Raw genomic sequence first — 19,105 nt, 5'->3', positions numbered from 1 at the left:
GCGCACGTTTTCGGTATCGGAGAGGTGATCTGCCACCCACTGGGTGCTGACCAGCTTCTCCGGATGGGCGTAGCCCTTCTCGCGTATCTCCTTCTCCACCTCGGCCATCTTCCTCAAATGCCTCCTTCTTCTTCCACATTCAGAGGTGCGTGCAGCTCTCATTGTAGAACATATCCCGATAAATTTTGTCGGATATGATGAGGTCGATGTAAGGGGGGACGCTCCGGGTTTATACTGCCCGAACTATGGAGGGAATTCACGCATACAGGGAGCTACTGGAGAGAGCGGCGGAGGTTTCGCTCGGGGCAGAAGAGGCCAGGGTGCTGGCGCGAATGGCCGTGGAGGATCCCGAGCCCGCGATGGAGGCGGCGGCACGGGTACGGGACCGGACGTACGGGCCGAGGATCTCGTACTCGCGCAAGGTCTTCATCCCGCTGACCAGGCTGTGCCGGGACAACTGCGGCTACTGCACCTTCGCCCATCCACCGCGTAAGGGAGAGAGGGCCTACCTCACGCCGGAGGAGGTACTCGAGATAGCCCGGGATGGGGCCGAAGCCGGGTGCAAAGAGGCGCTCTTCACGCTCGGGGACAAGCCGGAGAAACGCTATCCTGAGGCCCGACGCGAACTCAGGGAGATGGGGTTCGAGACGACCGTGGAGTACCTGGCGCACTGCTGCGGGCTGGTGGCCGAAGAGACCGGACTCCTGCCGCACGCCAACCCCGGCGTGCTCTCGGAGGAGGACGTACGGCTGCTGCGGGGGGTGGCCGTCTCGCAGGGTATCATGCTGGAGGAGGTCTCGGGGAGGCTGCTGGGCCGGGGCATGGCCCACTGGGCCTCGCCGGACAAAGTCCCCGAGAGACGACTCGAGACGCTCGAGGCGGCGGGGAGGCTCGCGGTGCCCTTCACGACCGGGCTCCTCGTCGGGATCGGGGAGAGCCCCGAGGAGCGGGTGGAGACTCTGCTCGCGATCCGCGAGGTGCACGGGCGCTACGGGCACATCCAGGAGTGCATCGTGCAGAACTTCCGTGCCAAGCCGGGGACCAGGATGCAAGACGCACCCGAGCCTTCTGAGAAGGAGATGCTCGCGGCGATAGCGCTCGCCCGGCTCATCCTGCCGCCCGAAGTCACGGTGCAGGCCCCGCCGAACCTGGCCGACGGCGAGGCCGGGTACCTGAGGTACATAGACGCCGGGATCAACGACTGGGGAGGCGTCTCCCCCGTCACCCCCGACCACGTCAACCCCGAGCGGCCCTGGCCGCACCTCGAAGAGCTCGAACGGGCCACCGGTAGCAGAGGATATCTGCTCCTCGAGCGGCTCGCGGTCCACCCACGCTACGCGCTGGAGGCGGAGCGGTGGGTTGACGAGGCCCTGAGGCCGAAGGTCCTCGCCGGGATGGACGCCGAGGGGTTCGCGCGCGTCGAGAGCTGGGCCCCGGGCAAGGACGAGCCGGTGCCGGGGAGGACGCTCGAGGAGATGAGAGGCCGGAGGCCCTCCCGGATGCGCCCGGAGTTCGTCGCCGCTCTCGCCGGGGCCGGGGAGAGGGATCTGGACGAGGAGGAGGTAGCGCTGCTCTTCACCGCCCGCGGTCGGGAGCTGGCGGAGCTGTGCCGGGTCGCGGACGAGCTCAGGCGGGAGGTCAACGGGGACGTGGTCACCTACGTGGTGAACCGCAACATCAACTACACCAACCAGTGCTACTTCCGCTGCCGCTTCTGCGCCTTCTCCAAAGGGCCGAAGTCGCTCAATCTGCGCGGCGAGCCCTACCTGATGGATCCCGGGGAGGTCGCGCGCAGGGCACGCGAAGCCTGGGAGCGGGGGGCGACCGAGGTCACGATGGTCGGGGGGATACACGGCAGGTTCACCGGCCAGAACTACCTGGACTACCTGCGGGCGGTGAAGGACGAGGTGCCCGGGATGCACGTCCACGCCTTCACGCCGCTCGAGGTGTGGCAGGGGGCGCACACTCTGGGCATCCCGGTCGATGAGTTTCTGGTGCGGCTGAAGGAGGCCGGTCTCGCGACGCTCCCCGGTACGGCGGCCGAGATCCTGGACGACGAGATACGCAGGATCATCTGCCCGGACAAGATCAACACCGCCCAGTGGGCGGAGGTGATGCGCAAGGCGCACGCGATCGGGCTGCGCTCTACCTCGACGATCATGTTCGGCCACGTCGACGGGCCGGTGAACTGGGCGCGCCACCTGCTGGTCCTGCGCGAGATACAGGCCGAAACGGGTGGGTTCACCGAGTTCATCCCGCTCCCGTTCGTGCACATGGCGACGCCCCTCTTCCTGCAGGGCCGTTCGCGGAGGGGCCCGGCCTTCGCCGAGACGGTGAAGATGCACGCGGTCGGCAGGATCGCGCTGCACGGCTACATAGACAACGTGCAGGTCTCCTGGGTCAAGCTGGGCGTCGAGGGGGCGAAGGCGTGCCTCGAGGCAGGGTGCAACGACCTCGGCGGCACACTCATGAACGAGAGCATCTCGCGCTCGGCCGGGGCGAGCCACGGGCAGGAGATGCTCCCGGAGGAGATGGAGCGCATGATCCGGGAGATCGGACGCATCCCGCGCCAGCGCAACACGCTCTACGGTGAGCCCGAACGTCACGTGAAGGCGTCATGAGGAGGCGTCGTGGGCCGTTTCAGGAGGTTTTTCAGGAGGTTCTCGGGGGGTGATGAAGAGGGTCGGGGAGGCTCCCACCTGGGAGGCCTCACCGACGAAGAGCTCGAAAGGATAGGCACCGAGGAGGATCCCCTCGCGGACTACGAGGAGGCCCTCCGGCGCAACTTCGAGGCGATGGAGGCCGAGGGGCGGGGTGACGTGGAGCGGGCCATTTTGCTCTACGAGCAGAACGTCGCGGAGCGCTTCGTCGAGAGCCATCCCTACGAGAGGCTCGCCATGATCTACGAGCGCCGGCGGCGGTACGCCGAGGCCCTGCGGGTGACCGAGAGCTTCATCGAACTCGCACGGAGCGGGACGATGCCGCGCGGCGCGCAGAGGTCCGCCGACCGCAGGCTCGCTGGCTTCGAGGAACGGGCCGAACGCTACCGCAGGATGCTCGGTTCGGGGTGAAGCTCAGCGGTCTTCCCCATTCCGTCCCCTGATCCGCTCCACCCTTTCGAAGGTCCTCTCGCAGAGCCGGTAGACCAGGTAGGAGCCGACGCTACCCGAGACGAATATGGAGAGCGGGAAGAAGACGAACGCGGCGGCGGCGAGGATCAGCACCAGCAGGCAGGCGAGGGTCACCAGAGGACCGGTCATCGAGAAGAGGAGCGCGTTCCTTATCACGAGTGACCAGCGGGCCTCGAAGTTGACGATGACCGGGAAGATGTAGACCAGCGTGAAGACGTACAGGAAACAGACTACGAAGAGGACGACGTAGAGGATCTCGCTTACCGGGGATCCCATCCCGCGCACCACGGCGAAGTCGACCGCGAGGATGACCCCGACCAGCGCCCAGAGAAAGCCGATCCAGGTACTCTGACGGAAGTTCTCCCGGAAGAACGAGAAGAAGGAGCCGGTCACCCCGGGCTCCCTCCCCTTCACCCACTCCCGCACCACGCCGAACATCGCGGCCATGGAGGCCGGAAGCGTGATGATCGGGACGCTGCAGACCAGCCAGAGCAGGTTCAGGTACAGGAAGTTGGCGCAAACCTCGAGCGCCCGGTACCATCTGCTCTCCAGCATGTTCATTCGCCAAAGACTTCCTTCCCCGGCCGACTCTACCAGAGATCAGGTCCCCACAGCATTACACATTTGACAACAACCTTCCCGGCGGAATAAAGTGAGTACATTCTGTGGTGGGATTGGTGGGGCAAGGTGTGGGACCGCGTGTCCTGCACCGCTCCGTACGCGGAACCTCTTCGCGGAAAGGAGGGAACCATCTGGTGCACGACGGACGTGTCAGAAACGAAAATCGCAACAAACGCTGGTGGAACCTGCTCCTCATACTGCCGTTTCTGGGCCTTCTGTTTCCCCAGCTATACGCTTCGGACGCACCCCGGCTGTTCGGCTGGCCGTTCTTCTACTGGTACCAGTTCGTCTGGCTGTTCATAACGGCGGCCATCGTGACCACGGTATACCGGGCGACACGCTAGGGGGTCTGCAATGCCGCACACCTTCGACCCGGTCGCGCTGACGGTCTTCGCGATACTCTTCCTGCTGGTCACGGTGGTGGGGTTCGTCGCCGCCCGCTGGCGCAGGGGAGACCTCGGGCTGCTGAGCGAGTGGGGGCTGGGTGGCCGACGCTTCGGGACATGGGTGACGTGGTTTCTGGTCGGCGGGGACATCTACACCGCCTACACGTTCATCGCGGTGCCGGCGCTGGTCTACGGCGCGGGCTCGACGGGCTTCTTCGCCGTTCCCTACACGATCCTGGTCTTCCCGATCCTGTTCTTCATCTTCCCCCGGCTGTGGTCGGTGGCGAAGAAGCGCGACTACATAACCCCGGCGGACTTCGTCCGGGGACGTTACGGCAGCGGGCTCCTGGCGCTCATCGTGGCGTTCACCGGCATACTCGCTACGATGCCCTACATAGCGCTGCAGCTCGTCGGGCTGCAGGCGGTCATCGCGGCGATGGGCATCGGCGGCAGCAGCTCCGCCCTCGTCAACGACCTGCCGCTCATCATCGCCTTTATCATCCTCGCCCTCTACACCTACCAGAGCGGGCTGCGGGCCCCGGCGCTCGTGGCGGTCGTGAAGGACCTCACGATCTACATCACCGTGATTGTGATGGTCATCTACATCCCGTACAGGCTCGGGGGCTTCGGACACATCTTCGACGCGGCGGCCGCCGAGCTGCCCAAGCACAACCCGCCGGGCACCCTGATCCCCAGTGCCTACAGCGGCTACTCCTCGCTGGCGTTGGGCTCGGCGTTCGCGCTCTTTCTGTACCCGCACGCGCTCACAGGCGTCTTCAGCGCCAACTCGGGTAACGCGATCCGGCGCAACGCCACCCTGCTCACGGCCTACTCGATAGCGCTGGCCATAATCGCGCTCTTCGGGTACATGGCCATCGCGGCGAACCTCAAGCTCGAGAGCCCGAACTTCGCCGTTCCGGACCTGGTGCTCAGGTTCTTCCCCTCGTGGTTCGCCGGGTTCGCCTTCGCAGCGGTCGGGATCGGGGCGCTGGTCCCGGCGGCGATAATGTCGATAGCCGCGGCGAACCTCTTTACCCGCAACATCTACCGCGAGTACTTCCGACGCAACATCTCAGACCGGGAGGAGTCACAGGTCGCCAAGATCGTCTCGCTGATCGTCAAGGCAGGAGCTCTGGCGTTCGTCATCGGCATCCCGACGCAGTACTCGATCAACCTGCAGCTTCTCGGGGGCATCTGGATCCTGCAGACGCTCCCGGCGGTGATCCTGGGCCTCTATACCCGCTGGTTCCACCGCTGGGCGCTCGCCATCGGCTGGCTGGTCGGGATGGCGACCGGCACGGCGATGGCCGTCTCGCAGGGGTTCTCCTCGATCTTCCCACTTACGATCGGCAGCTTCAGCCTCTCGGCGTACGCCGGGCTCTACGCGCTGTTCGCCAACCTGGTCGTAAGCGGTGCACTCACGCTGGCTTTCCGGGCGCTGGGCGCCCCCGAAGGGGAGGACGAGACCGCTCCGGGAGATTACAGCGACCTGGAAGTGGTACGGGAGGAGGGCAAAGAGCCCGCGGAGGGCCTGGCCCATTAGAGATCCCGGAAGACCACCAGCTCGTCAAGCGGTTTTCTCGGACGCCGCCGGGGTGGATCCCCGGCGGCGTACCCGAAGGTGAGTAGCGCGTGCGGGATGAGGGACTCGTCCAGCCCCAGCGCCTCCCTCACCGCGCCGGGCGAGAACAGAGGGGCGCAGATCCAGCCGCCATCGAGCCCGAGGTCGTACGCCTCGAGCAGCATGTTCTGCGCGGCGGCGCCGAGGGACTGCACGGCCATCGTGGCCTCGCACCTCTGCCTCCCGGGATCGGGATAGCGGTCGAGCTCCTCCAGGTACAGACACAGGAGCACGAGCACGGGGGTGCCGAGCAGCCTTCTCTTGGAACCCTCCAGCCTCCTCTCGACGACCTCGGGCCCCTGTCCGTCCATCTCGAGCGCCCGCCGCCACTCCCCCCCCATCGCCTCGGCGAGCCGCCGTTTCGTCTCCTCCTTCCTCAGTAGAGCGAAGCGCCAGGGCTGCCTGCCGTGCGGGGAGGGGGCCCAGCGTCCGGCCTCGAGTATCTCCTCCACCATCCACCCGGGAACCTCCCTGTCCAGGTAGCGTCGCACCGAGCGCCGGCCGCGCAGGGTATCGATGAGGCGCCCTCCGTCCTCCGGCGGCTCATCCAGAGCACCCCAGGACGAGACCCGCTCGGGAACGATCCGGATGACGGGGTTCCTCTCTATCTTCATGCGCTCGTACTGGTGGTACTTGCCGCGCAGCAGGCGGATGGCGGCAGCATGTTCTCCGGCCCCGGGTTCGACGAGCCCGGCTTTCCCACGCACCATGACGTACGCGAGCAGGCTCCAGTCTTCGTCGTAGCGGTCGGCGACGAGCGCGACCCGCGGGTTCTGCAGGATGTTTTTGACCCGCTTGAGACGGGTTGGGGAGCCTTCCTTCGGTTTTTCGTCCAGGGCAATGTAGATGTGCTCCCCGTCGAAGGCGAAGCAGACCGGGACGGCGTGCGGGTCGCCTCGTGCGTCGGCGGTCGCGAGACGCGCCACCCGCCGGCGCACGAGGAAGGCGGCTGCTTCGGCGGCGAGAACGGCCGGGTTCATCTTTTCATTTCCCGATCAGGAGCGGGTTGAAGCGGGTGTCGCGGTCGTAGACGTCGAGGCCTTCGATACGCTTGAGATACCCCACGATGAGGTACGTCAGCGGCGTGGCCACGATCTCGTAGGCGCTCTTGAAAAACCACTGGGAGACGATCGCCGCGACCAGAGCGTGCGCGGGTATCGTGGCGGCGAAGGCGACCGAGACAAAGATCAGAGAATCGAACCCCTCCCCCACCACGGTCGAGCTTATCGTGCGGCTCCACAGCCAGCGCCCCTCCGTGAGCACCTTCATCCGGGCCATCACGAAGGAGTTGGCGAACTCCCCCACGAGATACGCGAGGAAGGAGGCCCCGAGCAGCCGCGGCGTGTACCCCAGGATTCGCTCGTACGCACCCTGCGCGTGCCAGACCGGGGCCGCGGGCAGCACCCCACCGGCCCAGATCGCCGCCACAGCGAGCAGGTTGCACAGAAACCCGAGCCAGATCACGCGCCGCGCCGCCGAGTACCCATACACTTCGGTGAGCACGTCCCCGACGATGTAGCTGACCGGAAACAGCACGACCCCAGCCGGCAGCACCAGCCCGAAAATCCCGACCAGCTTCACCGCCGTGATGTTCGCCGTGATGAGCGTGGTGACGAACACCGCGACCACCACCACGAACCAGGATGTATACCTCAACTCCCCAGACAGCGCGTACCTCCCGCGACCTGCAACCATTCAGAACCAGAGACCGTCGGTCATGTAATCACATGCCACCGTAGAGCGTCAATCCAAGAGCCTGGCCTTGACACCATCCTACCCATCCGGTATCTTTCACTCAACGATATATCGCGATACTATGGGAGGCGCATGGATGTTCGGGGCTCGCAGAAAGCGCGGCACGTGGTTCGACTCGGGTCGCATGGAAGAGGTTCTGCAGAGGAGGGTTTTCGGCAAGGGTGATCTCAAGTACGTCATCGCGGAGCTTCTGGAGGAAGGGCCGGCGCATGGCTACGAGGCAATACGCCGTCTGGAGAGCAGGTTCAGGGGGATGTATTCGCCGAGTCCGGGTTCGGTCTACCCGACGCTGCAGCTGCTGGAAGACATGGGGTACGTGAGTTCTGAGGAGAAGGAGGGCAGGAAGATCTACTCGCTCACCGAAGAAGGTCGGAGCTTCGTCTCCGAGCACCGGGAGTCGATGCGGGAGATCTGGCGGCGGGCGGCGGGAGTCTGGGAGGGCGAGCATACCGAGGAGCTGCGCGAGATCGCCTACGAGGGGTGTGATCTCTTACGCAAGATCAGGCGCGCGATACAGACAGGGAGGGTGGACGAAGAGAAACTGCGGCGCATACGGGACGCGATGCGGGAAGCCAGGAGAAAGGTCGAAGACATCCTCTCGGAGGACGATCGTGACGAGGATGGCGGCAGGCTAGGGGTAGGCGGACGGTGAGCGCCGGGGTCCGCAGCACCGCCCCCGCCATAGAGGTGCGCGATCTGGTGAAGGTCTACCCCGGTGGGGTACGGGCCGTCGATGGGATCAGTTTCTCCGTGCGGGCCGGCGAGCTCTTCGGGCTTCTGGGCCCCAACGGAGCGGGGAAGACGACGACGGTGGGAGCATGCACCGCGCGGGTGCGACCGAGCTCCGGCAGGGTGTTCGTCGGAGGGGTCGATGTGGTGGCCGACCCGGCGCGGGCGAAGGCGAACATGGGTGTTGTCACTCAGTCGAACACGCTCGATCGCTCGTGTACGGTCTTCGAGAACCTCTACTTCCACTGCCGGTATTTCGGGATGGGACACAGGGAGAGCAGGGAGCGCGCCCGGAAGCTGCTCGAAGGGTTCCGGCTCTCCAGAAACGGCGGTAACAGCCCGGACCAGTTATCTGGAGGGATGGCGCAGCGGCTGATCGTGGCCCGCGCCATCGCACACCGCCCGCGGATACTCTTCCTCGACGAGCCCACCGCGGGGCTCGACCCACAGAGCAGGCTTGCGCTCTGGGAGATCGTCCAGAGCCTACGCGAGCAGGAGGGTATCACGGTACTCCTCACGACACACTACATAGAGGAGGCCGAGAAACTCTGCGAGCGGGTCGCAATCATAGACCACGGCAGGATCCTGGTCTGCGACACACCGGAGAACCTGAAGCGAAGCCTGAGGGCCGCCACCGTGATCGAGCTGCGCCTGGAGTCTCCCCCGGACAGTCTGATCGGAGCCCTGGAAGGGATTAAGGGGGTCGTCTCCACGGTCCGCACGAAAGAGGGGTTAAGGGTCATGGCCGAACGCAGGGACGGGCTGCTCCCGAGCCTCGTCGAGCTGGCCCAGCCCCATGGTCTAAAGGACGTCTCCGTCGCCGACCCCTCACTCGAAACCGTGTTCATAGAGCTCACGGGGAGGGACCTGCGTGAGTGAGTCGGCCATGGAGGGCGGGAGGCCGCGCTGGGCATGGTACGCGCGTTCGTTCTGGGGGCTGTTCCTGCGCGACGGTCGGGTGCTGCTGCGGGAGTTCATTCGGCTGATCCTGCAGAGCGCGGTTCAGCCTCTGCTGTTCTTCTTCATCTTCACCTACGTCTTCCCGAAGATCGGACAGGGCTTCTCCGGAGGAAGTCCCAGGGCCAGCTTCGCGACGATCCTGGTGCCGGGTTTTCTGGCGGTCTCGATCTTCTTCGCCGGGATCTCTTCCGTCGCGCTCCCGCTCGCGACGGAGCTGGGGCGCAACGGCGAGATAGAAGACCGCATCATGGCCCCGGTTCCGATATGGCTCGTCGGGATGGAGAAAGTAACCTTCAGCGCGGTGCAGGGGATCATCTCCGCGGCGATAGTACTCCCGATAGCCTATCTGGTCCCTGCCGGCGGTGTCTCCCTGCACGTCCATGACTGGCCACTGCTGGTAGCAGTGGTGCTGCTGGCGAGCTTCACAGCGGGGTCCCTCGGGCTCGCACTCGGTACCGTCATAAAGCCCCAGCAGATAGGCCTCCTCTTCGGCATCATCGTAACCCCGCTGATCTTCCTCGGGTGCGTCTACTATCCGTGGGCGAACCTGCAGCCGGTACGCTGGCTGCAAATCGTGATCCTTCTGAACCCTCTGGTCTACGTGAGCGAGGGGCTGCGGGCGGCCCTGACGCCACAGGTACACCACATGCCTCCATGGGCCTTTCTGGGTGCACTGTCGGCGCTGCTGATCGGGCTTACGGCCTTCGGTCTGCGCAGCTTCTACCGCAGGGTCGTTACCTGAGGACGCTCAGCGCGCGCCGCTGAGCGTCCTCAGGGGCTTCAGGTATCCACGCTCCTCCAGGTACTCGATGACCCTGCGGGCGCTCTCCTGTGGACTCTCCTGGGTTGTCTTTATGTGCAGCTCCGGGTTTTCCGGCGGCTCGTAGGGATCTGAGACGCCTGTGAAAGCCTTTATCTCTCCGGCGAAAGCCTTCTTGTAGAGGCCCTTGACGTCCCGCTCGGCGCATACCTCCACGGGAGCGTCCACGTACACCTCTATGAAATCCTCACCTATCTCTTCCCGGACCCTGTTGCGCGCCTCCCGGTAGGGGGAGATAGCGCTGACGATAACGGCCACACCGTTGCGGGTCAGCAGCTTCGCGACAAAACCTATCCTGAGTACGTTGGTGTCACGGTCTTCCTTGGAAAACCCGAGCCCCTTGGAGAGGTTCGTCCTGACGATGTCGCCGTCCAGAACCTCGACACGTCCGAAACGCAGCCTGAGCTCGCGCTCGACTATCTCGGAGATGGTGGTCTTCCCGGCGCCCGAGAGCCCGGTGAACCAGAGCGTGAACCCGCGCTCGCCCAGCCCCCTCTCGTTCTGCATCTTCAAAACCTCCCTCCTGCGAAACTTTCTTCCGTAGAAATGCCTCGACCTCAGCCGTTCATACCCTCCACGAGGACCTCGACGACCTCGGGCCTGGAGAACTCCGGCGGCGGGTACTCCCCACGCCTGAGCATCTCGCGCACTTTGGTACCGGAGAGCATGACACGCGACTCGTCGTCGTGCGGGCAGGTCTTGGTGGTGGCCATCCCGCCGCAGTTGAGACAGAAGAAGGCATTCTCGAAGAGGAGCGGGGTGATCCCTATCTCCCCCTCCTCGAACTCCTCGAAGATGTGATGGGCGTCGTAGATGCCGTAGTAATTGCCGGGGTCCGCCGGGCTGCGGCCGATGATGAAGTGGGTGCAGCCGTAGTTCTGACGACAGATGGCGTGGAAGAGGGCCTCACGCGGCCCGGCGAAACGCATCGTGGCCGGGTAGACCGCGAGCACCGTGCGGTCTTTGGGGTAGTAGCGCTCGAGCAGCACCTCGTAGGAGCGCATCCGCACGTCCGCCGGGATATCCTCTGCCCGCGTCTCTCCGACGAGCGGGCTGAGCAGGAGCCCGTCGACGGTCTCGAGGGCGCTCTTCTGAATGTACTCGTGCGAGCGGTGGATCGGGTTCCTGGTCTGGAAGCCTACGACCCGCTTCCAGCCGCGGGAGGCGAAGATCTCCCTGAGCTCCGCGGGTTCGTGGTAGTGCTCGGGGAAGGGCCGTGGCGTGGGCTCTTCGACGAGCAGCGTGATCCGGCCGCCGAGAAGCACATCACCCTGCCGGAAGAGGTTGGCGACGCCAGGGTGCTTCTGGTCTGTGGTCTTGTAGACCTCTTTCGCCTCCCGCTCCTTGTCGTGGTCGAAGACCTCCTCGACGGTCATCGATGCGACCACCCGTCCCTCGCGGTCGGCGAGCGCTATCTCCTCTCCTTCCGAGAGATCCCGGGCCTCCTCCCGGCTCACCGGCAGGGTGATCGGTAGCGGCCAAGCGACACCGTTCGCGAGATGCATGTTCTCGACGACGCCCTCGTAGTCCTCGCGGGTCATGAAACCCTCGAGGGGCGAGACGACGCCGGTGGAGATCAGCTCCACGTCGGAGAGCTCCCGGGAGCCGAGACGGACCTTCTTCAGCCCGGACGCCCGCTCTACCGCTTCCTCCCGTTCTTCCTCGGGGAGCCGGCGGTCTACCAGCACCCCGCCGTGCGGGGCGATGGTGGTGTGGCTCTGCTCCGTCTTCACCTGCAAACCTCCTCTGCTTCGGTTCTCTTCAGGGAAGACCGCGCCCCGGGCGGAATACGTCTCAGAACCCTGCCGGCGAGTCCGGAGGCGCAGTGCTCCCAGACGTGCTCCCCGAAGACCCAGAGTCGGATCTCGGGTGTGTATCCTCGCACGATCCGCCCGAACCGCTCACGGTCCATCCCCGCCTCGCTGAGCCGGGCTCCCCAACGTCTCCACAGATAATCCGCGAGAAAATCCCCCTCCTCTACGAGCCTCTCGCCCTCCGAGGGGCGGTCTTCGAGGAGCTGCCGGACCTTCCGCCTGAGCTCCGCCGGCTCCTCCGGCACGCCGAGAACATCGTGTGCAACCACCCTCAGTACCTCACCGCGTCGTGCTCGACCGGAGCCCGGTCGGTGCCCGCATAACTGTTGAGGTGTTCCTCGTAGTCGATGAACAGCGGAGCATCCGGGTCGAAGGCGCGCTTGAGGCTCTTGAACGCGATCCTCTTGTCCAACCCGTCCAGCTTATACAAAGCTTCCGGTTTGTCAAGCTCGCGCAGCTCGAGCTTCTCCCGGGCATGCTCGAAGGCCTCGAGCCCCTCCTCACTGCGGATGAGCACCGAGGAGTATCCGTCGGCGCTACCGACGCTCCCGACGGAGATATCGGCGGCACGCCCCATGAAGTCGGCGCACTCGTCGCAGCCTTTGAGCGCCGCGCCGTGGAAGTGCTTTATGGACTCCTCGAGGATCGTCTCACCCGCGTGGTCCTGCAGGATGAGCTTGCCCCGGATCACATCGACCCGCCCCACCTCGTCGAGGTCTATGCCGCGTTCCTCGCTTATCTCCTGCAGCATGAGCTTCTCGTAGTTGAAGCTCTTGGTGCACAAGAGCGCTATCGTCAGCACGACGGCCTCGACCCGCGAGGACCCCCAGTTCCAGGGCCTGGCCTGCATGGCCTTTATGCCCTCTATCTCGCACGGGGTTCCGACGACGGCTATCCTCGGGTTGGGCGGAAGATCATAACCCTTGAAGTCAAGGTGCCCGAGCGCGAGCGTCTGGTTGTAGAAGCTGCCGGCACACTCGCGGACCTCCTCCGGGGTGCGGGCGAGAAACGTCTCCCCCTTCCAGGGTTCGGTCTCGCTCTCGCGCGCGAGGAGCACCCCGTCTATTTCGCCGGCCTCGAGAAGCGAGGTGAGGATCGCGGTGACCACCCCGCCGTCCTGCACGCCGGGGACGTCCTCCCTGAGCCGGGCGGTGTAGCTCTCTTCGATGCGCCCGAGCCCGTCGATGCCGTCATCAGCACCGGTTATCTTCCAGGTCGCCTCGTGGCGCATCCCGCCGCGGGGGCAGAAGTCCCAGCACAGCGAGCAGCCGGTGCACATCTTGACCAGCCTGGGCAGATCATCCTCCGCGATACCGATGGAATCCGAGGGGCAGGCGGCCACGCACGCCCCGCACTGCACGCAGCGGTCGGCATCTATGACCGCCTTTTCAAGATCCCAGAACCAGACCTTCCCGGGAGCCTCCTCGATGTCGTTCATCATCTCCCGGATGTCGAACCCGGCCATCCTTTCAGCCAGCCTCCTCCCGGATGATCGCCCTGAGCTCGGCGTTGGGTTTCCTGCGGGCCCACTGGTGGAAGCGCTCGCCCTCGCGCCGCTCCTGCTGGAAGCGCCGCAGCAGACGCTCGAGTGCGTCCGGCACCCCGTCCACCGGCCGGGCCCCTTCGACCCAGTCTATGAAGGCTGCATCCGCCCCGAGGGAGCCGCCGAGGCCGATGTCCACCCCCTCGACGATACCGTCCTCCGTCTTCGCCGTCTCACCCCGGAAGCCGATGTCCGCGATCTGGGGCTGGGCGCAGGAGGCCGCGCACCCTGAGAAGTGCATCCGGACCACGTCCTGCCCGACCCCATCGCCGAAGCGTCGATCCATCTCGTGCGCCCACTCGACGGCCCGGATCTTGGTCTCCACGATCGCGAACCGGCAGAACTCGCTCCCGGTGCAGGCGACGACCCCGCGCTCGAAGGGCTTGGGGTTCGGGGAGTAGCGCTCCAGGAGCTTCTCGCGCAGAAGCTCATCCAGCCTCTCCTCAGGTACGCCGGTGATGATGAGGTTCTGGTCGTTGGCGAGCCGGATATCCCTCCCGTATTCCTCCGCGAGCCGCCCGGCCTCCTCGAGATCCTCCCCCCTCATCCGTCCCACGACGACGTTGAGCCCGACGTAGTAGCGCCCGTCCTTCTGCTCGTGCACGCCCAGGTGGTCGCCCCGGTATCTCTTCGTCAGCTCCTCCCCGGCGGGGAGCAGTCCGATCGATACCCGCTCCTCGAGCTCCTCCCGGAAGCGCTCGGGGCCGAGCTCCTGCACCAGGTAGCGCATCCGGCAGGTCCAGCGGTTCTCGCGGTTGCCGAGCTCCCCGAAGAGCTGGGCGATGCCGCGCGCCACCTCGACCGCCTCCTCGGGCCTGACGAACACGTCTATGTCGGTGGCCATCCTCGGCCCGTCCCCGAGCCCTCCTCCGACACGCACGTTGAACCCGAGCGTGCCGTCCTCCAGGCGCGCCGGGACCATCCCGATGTCGTTGATCTCAGCCTGCGCGCAGTCCTCGACGCAGCCGGTCACGCTCATCTTGAACTTGCGCGGCAGGTTGGCATACTCCCGGTTCCCGACGAAGAAGTCGGTTATCGCCCGCGCGACCGGGTAGGCGTCGAACGCTTCCTCCCGGTCGAGACCGGAGACCGGGCAGCAGACCACGTTGCGCGCCGAGTCCCCGCACGCCTGCACGGTGGTCATCCCCACCTCCTCCAGACGGCGCCAGATCTCGGGGATCTCTTCTATCTGGAGCCAGTGCATCTGGATGTCCTGGCGGGTGGTTATATCCAGGAAATTGTTCCCGAAGTAGGGGTTCGGTTCAGGCCCCGTGGCGAAATCCTGCGCTATGCGCCCTATGACCTTCGCCTGCTCGGGCGTGAGCCTGCCCCCGGGCACCTTTATGCGCTGCATGAAGTTGTTGCCGCCCTGGTTCTGCGGGTAGATCCCGACCCACTTCAGGCGCTCGTGTTCGCCGGGGATCTCATCTATGGCCTCGACGCCCTTCTTCGAGTAGACCTCGAGCACGGCCTCACGCACGTCGAGCGGGTGGCGCTCGAGCTTCCACCGCTCGACGTTGTTGAGCCTCTCGTTCTCCCTAAGAATCCGCACGGCGCACCTTCCCGTTGACGATGTGTATCCCGCACTCGGTCTTCTCCATCCCGGGCCACCTGCCCGCCCGCTCATCCTCACCCTCGTAGACGGGACGGGTCTGCGGAGCACACCCTATGCTCCTGTAACCCCTGCTAAGAAGCGGGTTGAGCGGCAGATCTCGCTCCTCGACGTACCGCATCACGTCATCCCGGCTCCAGGCCGCGAGCGGCGAGATCTTCACCACCCCGAAGAACTCGTCCCACCCCACCACCGGGGTGTCGGCCCTGAAAGGCGTCTGATCCCGCCTTATCCCGCTGACCCACGCGTCGTAGTTCTCGAGGAACCTCTTCTGCGGCTCGACCTTCCTTATCTGGCAGCAGAGGTCCGGCGAACAGCTCCTCATCCTCTCCCCGTAGCGCGCGACCTGCTCCTCCACGGAGAGCTCGGGCCTCACCACCTCCAGGCGCAGAGAGGGATAGCGCGACATCGTCTCCTCCCTGAACCTGACGGTCTCCTCGAAGAGAAAGCCGGTATCCAGCGTGAAGACCGTGGCAGACTCCGTGATCCTGGAGAGCATGTCCAGAAGTACGATCCCCTCGGCCCCACCGAAAGACACCGATAGCGCAAGCCTCTCACCAAACCTCTCGGCAGCCCAGCGCAGCACCCGCTGAGGACTCTCGCCTTCGAGTTCGCCCCCCTCCCGCAACAGCTCCTCACGGTCCAAAACCGGGCTCGTCTGTTTGGATACCCTCGCTTCAGGCATAGAAATCCTCCCTACAAAGGCAGTGCTTGGGTGTCGATTGAAAGAAACTTACCGGAGCGATGCGGTCTCAGCCGCGAACGCTACATCGCCCGCGCATTCGCCGCAAACCCGGCCCCCCAGCCACCAGAGGAGTGCTCCGCTCTTCGGCTCCGTATCTCACGCGAAAAATACTAGGCTACGAACCCCCGGCCGTCAATAAAAAACACGATAAATTTTGTCGGATTCGAAAAATTTCTATCTGAAGAGGTCTCTGCCGGGGTCCATGACCATCTCGGAGGCGGCGCCTTCGCCCGGCGTGTACGGGAAGCCGCGCACCAGGGCTGCGGGCACGGCGGCGGTCTTCCCCATCACGAGCTCGGCGGCGGCGGCGATCTCGTCGGCGGAGGCGAGGACGCTTGCGGAGAGTTCGTAGCCGTAGGGGTCGCGGTGGCCCCGGTAGTCCGAGAAGGGCTTCATCCCGGAGAGGCCGATGGCGACGTTGGTTATGCCGTTCCTCCAGGGCCGCCCGAAGGAATCCGAGACGATGACCGGGACGTCGATGGCGGTGAGCCGGGCGATCCGGTGACGGATCCGGGCGGCGGAGGCATCGGGGTCGAGGGGGAGCAGGCATACGACTTCCTCTCCGGGGACGTTCGAGGCGTCGACCCCGGCGTTGGCGCAGACGAAGCCGTGGCGGGTCTCGGAGATGATGAGCCCGCGGTCCATCCGGACGATGCGCCGGCTCTCGCGCAGGACCGCCTCGATCTGGCGGGGGTCTTTGCCGTGTTCGGCGGCGAAGCTCTTCGCCAGTGGCGAGGGCTCGACGGTGCGCAGGTCGAGCAGCCGTCCCTCGGCCTTGCTCACCACCTTGTGGGTTACGACGAGGATGTCCCCCGGCGCGATCTCGTCTCGTACGGCCGCGCAGAGCAGGGCGGCGAGATCGTCGCCGGGTTGGATCTCCGGGAGCCCTTCTACCGGGATTACGGAGATGCCGCTCAAGAGACCAGCCGCTCCAGATCCGCCGCGGTGTCGAGGTCGAAGGAGAGGTTCGGGCGCTCGCAGACCTCTACGGCAAGCCCCCTCCCCCGCGCGAGACGAATATGCCGGGCGAAGCTCCCCTCCCCGAACGCGAACGGCATGGCATCCGGAGGGCGGAGCAACAGTGCGTTGGTGCCGGTGCGCGCGCGGTCCGGGGCGATCACGACCGGAGCCCTCCCGGCGGATCGGAGCAAAACCCCGACATCGTCCGGCTGCAACAGGGGGAGATCGGAGGGGAGCACGAGCAGGGAACCGGCGTCCCCGGAGAGCGCCCACGCCCGCGCCTCCTCGAGCGCCGGGTTCAGGCCCGCGCTCCTCTGGTGCAGGGGGTGGGCACCCTCTTCCCCTGCGACCCCGAGCACCCCCTCGTCCGGGCTCACGACGCAGACCGACCCGATCTCAGCCCCTCGCAGGGCGCCGAGAACCCGCCGCAGAGTCCTCAGCGTCAGGGCGGCACGCTTCTCCGCCGGCAACACGCCACCGAGCCGGCTCTTCGTTTCGCGAAGATCCTTGACGGGTACCGCGGCGAAGGGCCGCATCACGCGCCCAAACTCCCGCAGAAGTCGAGCACCTCCCCGGCAAGCCTCGCGCGGTCCTCCTCCGAGCGCATCACGGCATCCGTGACGAGAACCTCCATCCCGAGATCTTCTATACCGGCCCGCTCCCTCTCGTCGGCCCGGTCTACCACCATCCCCCCCACCACCCCCTCGTACTCCCGCGCGACGCCGAGGGCCGAGGCCTCCCTGCCCAGCGAGGACATCATCCTGTCGGCGGGCCCCTTGAGCGCCCGGCCCCCGACGAGCGGGCTCACGGCCGCCTTCGGCGCACCGCTCTCCGCGAGGGCCCGACGCATACCTGGTACGGAAAGGATGGGCCCGATGCTCACCACCGGGTTGGAAGGGCATATCACGACAGCGTCCGCCGCCGAGATTGCATCCTCCACCTCCCGGCTCGCCCGGGCCTCCCCGATGCCGCGCAGCTCCACCCCGAGCACCTCGTCCTTTTGGGCGCGTCGGACGAAGTACTCCTGGAACTCGAGCTTCCCGGCGGGCGTGTAGAGCAGCGTCGAGACCGGCTCGTCGCACATCGGCAGGATCCGGCCGGGCACGCCGAGCGCGGCAGCGAGGCGGGCGGTCACCTGCGTGAGCCTCTCCCCTTCGCGCAGCAGGCTCGTGCGCAGCACGTGGGTCGCGAGGTCTCTATCACCGACCCTGAACCAGGCGTCCTCCCCGTACCGGGAGAGCATGCCCAGCGCAAAGAACGTATCGTCCATCACGCCCCAGCCGGTTTCGGGGTTGGCGATCCCGGCGAGGGTGTACATCACGGTGTCGAGGTCCGGGCAGATGCGAAGGCCCCACAGCCAGAAGTCGTCGGCGGTGTTGACCACGACGGTGAGCTCTCCCGGGGTGAGAACCGCCTGCAAGCCCGAGGCGAGCTTCGCCCCGCCGACCCCCCCTGCGAGCGCCACGACCTTCACGACGGCTCCGCTGTGATCCTCCGCATCGTCACAGGCTGCTATCTTAGCACCGGAGGAGAACGCAACCTTCAGCAAAGAGCCGGAGCACCGGAAGGAGAGAGGAGCAGGATGGAGATCATCGCCGCCGGTCGGCTCGAAACCCCGGAAGAAGGGTTTGGGCTGCAGCAGGCAATCCTCGAAGATGTGGGCGCAGGAAGACGCCCTCCGACGGCCCTCCTCTGGTCCTCCGGTCCCTTCGTCGCCGCCACCCGTCCCGAGGCCCGCAGGGAAGGTTTCGCCGCGGCCGTCAAGACCGCATCGGCTCTGGGGTTCCCCACGCTCGTGCGCAACTCCGGGGGCGGGGCCGTCGCCGCGAACGAGGGGACGCTCTCCTTCTCGATCACGTACGCCGTGGAAGACCTGCGCAGCGGGCTCTACGAACGCTACGCGGAGCTCTCCTCCCTCATCGTCGGCGCGCTGCGTCGCCTCGGGATCGCGGCGGAGACCGGTGAGGTCGAGGGGGCGTTCTGCCCCGGCGAATACTCCGTCAGGGTAGGGGACCCGGGCGGCAAGAAGGTCGCGGGTCTGGCCCAGAGGGTGACCCGGCACGCCGCGCGGGTGGAGGCGCTGATCCTGGTCGAGCGCACGCGGGAGCTCGTCCCGGTCCTGGAAGCCTTCTACGGGGCGCTCGGCCTCCCCTTCAGGCCGGGAAGCATCGGAGATCTCCCCGTGGGCGCCGCGGAGGTGAGCCGGGCCCTCGTGCGGGAGGTCGAACGGCGCTACGGCGCGCTGCGGTCCCCCCTCGAAGAGGAGCTCGCGCACCGGGCACGCTCGCTGGTCGGCACGTGGAGCCCGGCGGCGTTATCCTGAAGTGGAGGAGGCGGAAAGGAAGGAAAGATGAAGCAGAAGGAGCGAGAACGCGAGGAAAACATAGAGCCGGAGGAGGAGCCGGGGA

General features: G+C 65.9%; 20 protein-coding genes. 8 read left to right on the top strand and 12 right to left on the bottom strand.

Features of this window, described 5'->3' with window-relative positions; all coding sequences use genetic code 11:
• Positions 1 to 245 precede the first annotated feature (245 nt).
• On the top strand, positions 246 to 2,621 hold the full coding sequence (cofH, locus tag PJB24_RS11655) for a 5-amino-6-(D-ribitylamino)uracil--L-tyrosine 4-hydroxyphenyl transferase CofH (protein ID WP_420541934.1): 2,376 nt from the start codon (positions 246 to 248) through the stop codon (positions 2,619 to 2,621).
• Between the two features lie 9 nt (positions 2,622 to 2,630).
• Complete coding sequence (locus PJB24_RS11650) at positions 2,631 to 3,071, top strand: hypothetical protein (protein ID WP_273846083.1); 441 nt, start codon at positions 2,631 to 2,633, stop codon at positions 3,069 to 3,071.
• A gap of 3 nt (positions 3,072 to 3,074) precedes the next feature.
• Here PJB24_RS11650 and PJB24_RS11645 read toward each other — a convergent pair whose 3' ends face one another.
• Positions 3,075 to 3,692, bottom strand: coding sequence for a YesL family protein (locus PJB24_RS11645; protein ID WP_273846081.1), 618 nt, complete (start codon positions 3,690 to 3,692; stop codon positions 3,075 to 3,077).
• 194 nt (positions 3,693 to 3,886) lie between these two features.
• Between PJB24_RS11645 and PJB24_RS11640 the strand changes: the two genes are divergently transcribed.
• Together PJB24_RS11640 and mctP are read left to right on the top strand one after the other, a co-directional pair.
• On the top strand, positions 3,887 to 4,096 hold the full coding sequence (locus PJB24_RS11640) for a DUF3311 domain-containing protein (RefSeq protein ID WP_273846079.1): 210 nt from the start codon (positions 3,887 to 3,889) through the stop codon (positions 4,094 to 4,096).
• A gap of 10 nt (positions 4,097 to 4,106) precedes the next feature.
• Positions 4,107 to 5,681, top strand: a complete 1,575-nt coding sequence (gene mctP / locus PJB24_RS11635; protein WP_273846077.1) for a monocarboxylate uptake permease MctP — start codon at positions 4,107 to 4,109, stop codon at positions 5,679 to 5,681.
• Here mctP and PJB24_RS11630 read toward each other — a convergent pair.
• Together PJB24_RS11630 and PJB24_RS11625 are read right to left on the bottom strand one after the other, a co-directional pair.
• Positions 5,678 to 6,739 carry a TIGR03668 family PPOX class F420-dependent oxidoreductase gene (locus PJB24_RS11630; protein WP_273846076.1) on the bottom strand — a complete coding sequence of 354 codons (1,062 nt, stop codon included), beginning with the start codon at positions 6,737 to 6,739 and terminating at the stop codon, positions 5,678 to 5,680. The genes mctP and PJB24_RS11630 overlap by 4 nt on opposite strands.
• Before the next feature lie 4 nt (positions 6,740 to 6,743).
• Positions 6,744 to 7,415: a queuosine precursor transporter gene (locus PJB24_RS11625; protein WP_273846073.1), complete on the bottom strand. Its 672-nt coding sequence runs from the start codon at positions 7,413 to 7,415 to the stop codon at positions 6,744 to 6,746.
• 175 nt (positions 7,416 to 7,590) lie between these two features.
• Here PJB24_RS11625 and PJB24_RS11620 point away from each other — a divergent pair, with 175 nt between their 5' ends.
• From PJB24_RS11620 to PJB24_RS11610, 3 genes are read left to right on the top strand one after another with little or no spacing between them, the layout of a single operon-like run.
• Positions 7,591 to 8,166, top strand: coding sequence for a PadR family transcriptional regulator (locus PJB24_RS11620; protein WP_273846070.1), 576 nt, complete (start codon positions 7,591 to 7,593; stop codon positions 8,164 to 8,166).
• Positions 8,163 to 9,122, top strand: coding sequence for an ABC transporter ATP-binding protein (locus PJB24_RS11615; protein ID WP_273846068.1), 960 nt, complete (start codon positions 8,163 to 8,165; stop codon positions 9,120 to 9,122). Before PJB24_RS11620 ends, PJB24_RS11615 begins: the two co-directional genes overlap by 4 nt.
• Entirely contained in the window at positions 9,115 to 9,945 is an 831-nt protein-coding gene (locus tag PJB24_RS11610; protein ID WP_273846066.1) for an ABC transporter permease, read from the top strand. The genes PJB24_RS11615 and PJB24_RS11610 overlap by 8 nt, the downstream gene beginning before the upstream one ends.
• Before the next feature lie 6 nt (positions 9,946 to 9,951).
• Here PJB24_RS11610 and cysC read toward each other — a convergent pair whose 3' ends face one another.
• From cysC to cofD, 9 genes are all read right to left on the bottom strand, one after another.
• A complete protein-coding gene (gene cysC / locus PJB24_RS11605; protein ID WP_273846064.1) occupies positions 9,952 to 10,536 on the bottom strand; it encodes an adenylyl-sulfate kinase in 585 nt (194 codons plus the stop codon).
• A 44-nt stretch (positions 10,537 to 10,580) separates the two neighbouring features.
• Positions 10,581 to 11,762 (bottom strand): sulfate adenylyltransferase, encoded by a 1,182-nt coding sequence (gene sat, locus PJB24_RS11600; RefSeq protein WP_420541933.1) that lies wholly within the window; start codon positions 11,760 to 11,762, stop codon positions 10,581 to 10,583.
• Positions 11,753 to 12,106 (bottom strand): hypothetical protein, encoded by a 354-nt coding sequence (locus tag PJB24_RS11595; protein WP_273846059.1) that lies wholly within the window; start codon positions 12,104 to 12,106, stop codon positions 11,753 to 11,755. Before PJB24_RS11595 ends, sat begins: the two co-directional genes overlap by 10 nt.
• A gap of 2 nt (positions 12,107 to 12,108) precedes the next feature.
• A complete protein-coding gene (locus tag PJB24_RS11590; protein ID WP_273846056.1) occupies positions 12,109 to 13,302 on the bottom strand; it encodes a Coenzyme F420 hydrogenase/dehydrogenase, beta subunit C-terminal domain in 1,194 nt (397 codons plus the stop codon).
• A gap of 4 nt (positions 13,303 to 13,306) precedes the next feature.
• Complete coding sequence (locus tag PJB24_RS11585) at positions 13,307 to 14,932, bottom strand: nitrite/sulfite reductase (RefSeq protein ID WP_273846054.1); 1,626 nt, start codon at positions 14,930 to 14,932, stop codon at positions 13,307 to 13,309.
• Complete coding sequence (locus PJB24_RS11580; RefSeq protein WP_273846052.1) at positions 14,919 to 15,677, bottom strand: phosphoadenylyl-sulfate reductase; 759 nt, start codon at positions 15,675 to 15,677, stop codon at positions 14,919 to 14,921. Before PJB24_RS11580 ends, PJB24_RS11585 begins: the two co-directional genes overlap by 14 nt.
• Positions 15,678 to 15,911: 234 nt before the next feature.
• On the bottom strand, positions 15,912 to 16,646 hold the full coding sequence (gene cofE / locus PJB24_RS11575; RefSeq protein WP_420541935.1) for a coenzyme F420-0:L-glutamate ligase: 735 nt from the start codon (positions 16,644 to 16,646) through the stop codon (positions 15,912 to 15,914).
• Between the two features lie 5 nt (positions 16,647 to 16,651).
• Positions 16,652 to 17,233, bottom strand: a complete 582-nt coding sequence (cofC, locus tag PJB24_RS11570; protein ID WP_273846090.1) for a 2-phospho-L-lactate guanylyltransferase — start codon at positions 17,231 to 17,233, stop codon at positions 16,652 to 16,654.
• The gene (gene cofD / locus PJB24_RS11565; protein WP_273846049.1) at positions 17,233 to 18,246 is read right to left on the bottom strand and encodes a 2-phospho-L-lactate transferase; all 1,014 of its coding nucleotides are present in this window, start codon (positions 18,244 to 18,246) and stop codon (positions 17,233 to 17,235) included. Before cofD ends, cofC begins: the two co-directional genes overlap by 1 nt.
• Positions 18,247 to 18,279: 33 nt before the next feature.
• Here cofD and PJB24_RS11560 point away from each other — a divergent pair, with 33 nt between their 5' ends.
• Positions 18,280 to 19,020 carry a lipoate--protein ligase family protein gene (locus tag PJB24_RS11560; protein ID WP_273846047.1) on the top strand — a complete coding sequence of 247 codons (741 nt, stop codon included), beginning with the start codon at positions 18,280 to 18,282 and terminating at the stop codon, positions 19,018 to 19,020.
• Positions 19,021 to 19,105: the final 85 nt, after the last annotated feature.

This window comes from Rubrobacter calidifluminis (assembly GCF_028617075.1).
In the GTDB taxonomy this organism is placed as follows: domain Bacteria; phylum Actinomycetota; class Rubrobacteria; order Rubrobacterales; family Rubrobacteraceae; genus Rubrobacter_E; species Rubrobacter_E calidifluminis.
The sequence above is the reverse complement of the archived record's forward strand: the minus strand, read 5'-3'. Positions and strand labels throughout refer to the sequence as shown.

Coding starts and splice junctions, on each gene's coding strand:
- PJB24_RS11580 (WP_273846052.1), bottom strand. CDS start 15,677: ATGCCTGAAGCGAGGGTATCCAAACAGACGAGCCCGGTTTTGGACCGT.
- PJB24_RS11630 (WP_273846076.1), bottom strand. CDS start 6,739: ATGAACCCGGCCGTTCTCGCCGCCGAAGCAGCCGCCTTCCTCGTGCGC.
- cofC (WP_273846090.1), bottom strand. CDS start 17,233: ATGCGGCCCTTCGCCGCGGTACCCGTCAAGGATCTTCGCGAAACGAAG.
- PJB24_RS11590 (WP_273846056.1), bottom strand. CDS start 13,302: ATGGCCGGGTTCGACATCCGGGAGATGATGAACGACATCGAGGAGGCT.
- cofH (WP_420541934.1), top strand. CDS start 246: ATGGAGGGAATTCACGCATACAGGGAGCTACTGGAGAGAGCGGCGGAG.
- mctP (WP_273846077.1), top strand. CDS start 4,107: ATGCCGCACACCTTCGACCCGGTCGCGCTGACGGTCTTCGCGATACTC.
- PJB24_RS11560 (WP_273846047.1), top strand. CDS start 18,280: ATGGAGATCATCGCCGCCGGTCGGCTCGAAACCCCGGAAGAAGGGTTT.
- PJB24_RS11645 (WP_273846081.1), bottom strand. CDS start 3,692: ATGAACATGCTGGAGAGCAGATGGTACCGGGCGCTCGAGGTTTGCGCC.
- PJB24_RS11620 (WP_273846070.1), top strand. CDS start 7,591: ATGTTCGGGGCTCGCAGAAAGCGCGGCACGTGGTTCGACTCGGGTCGC.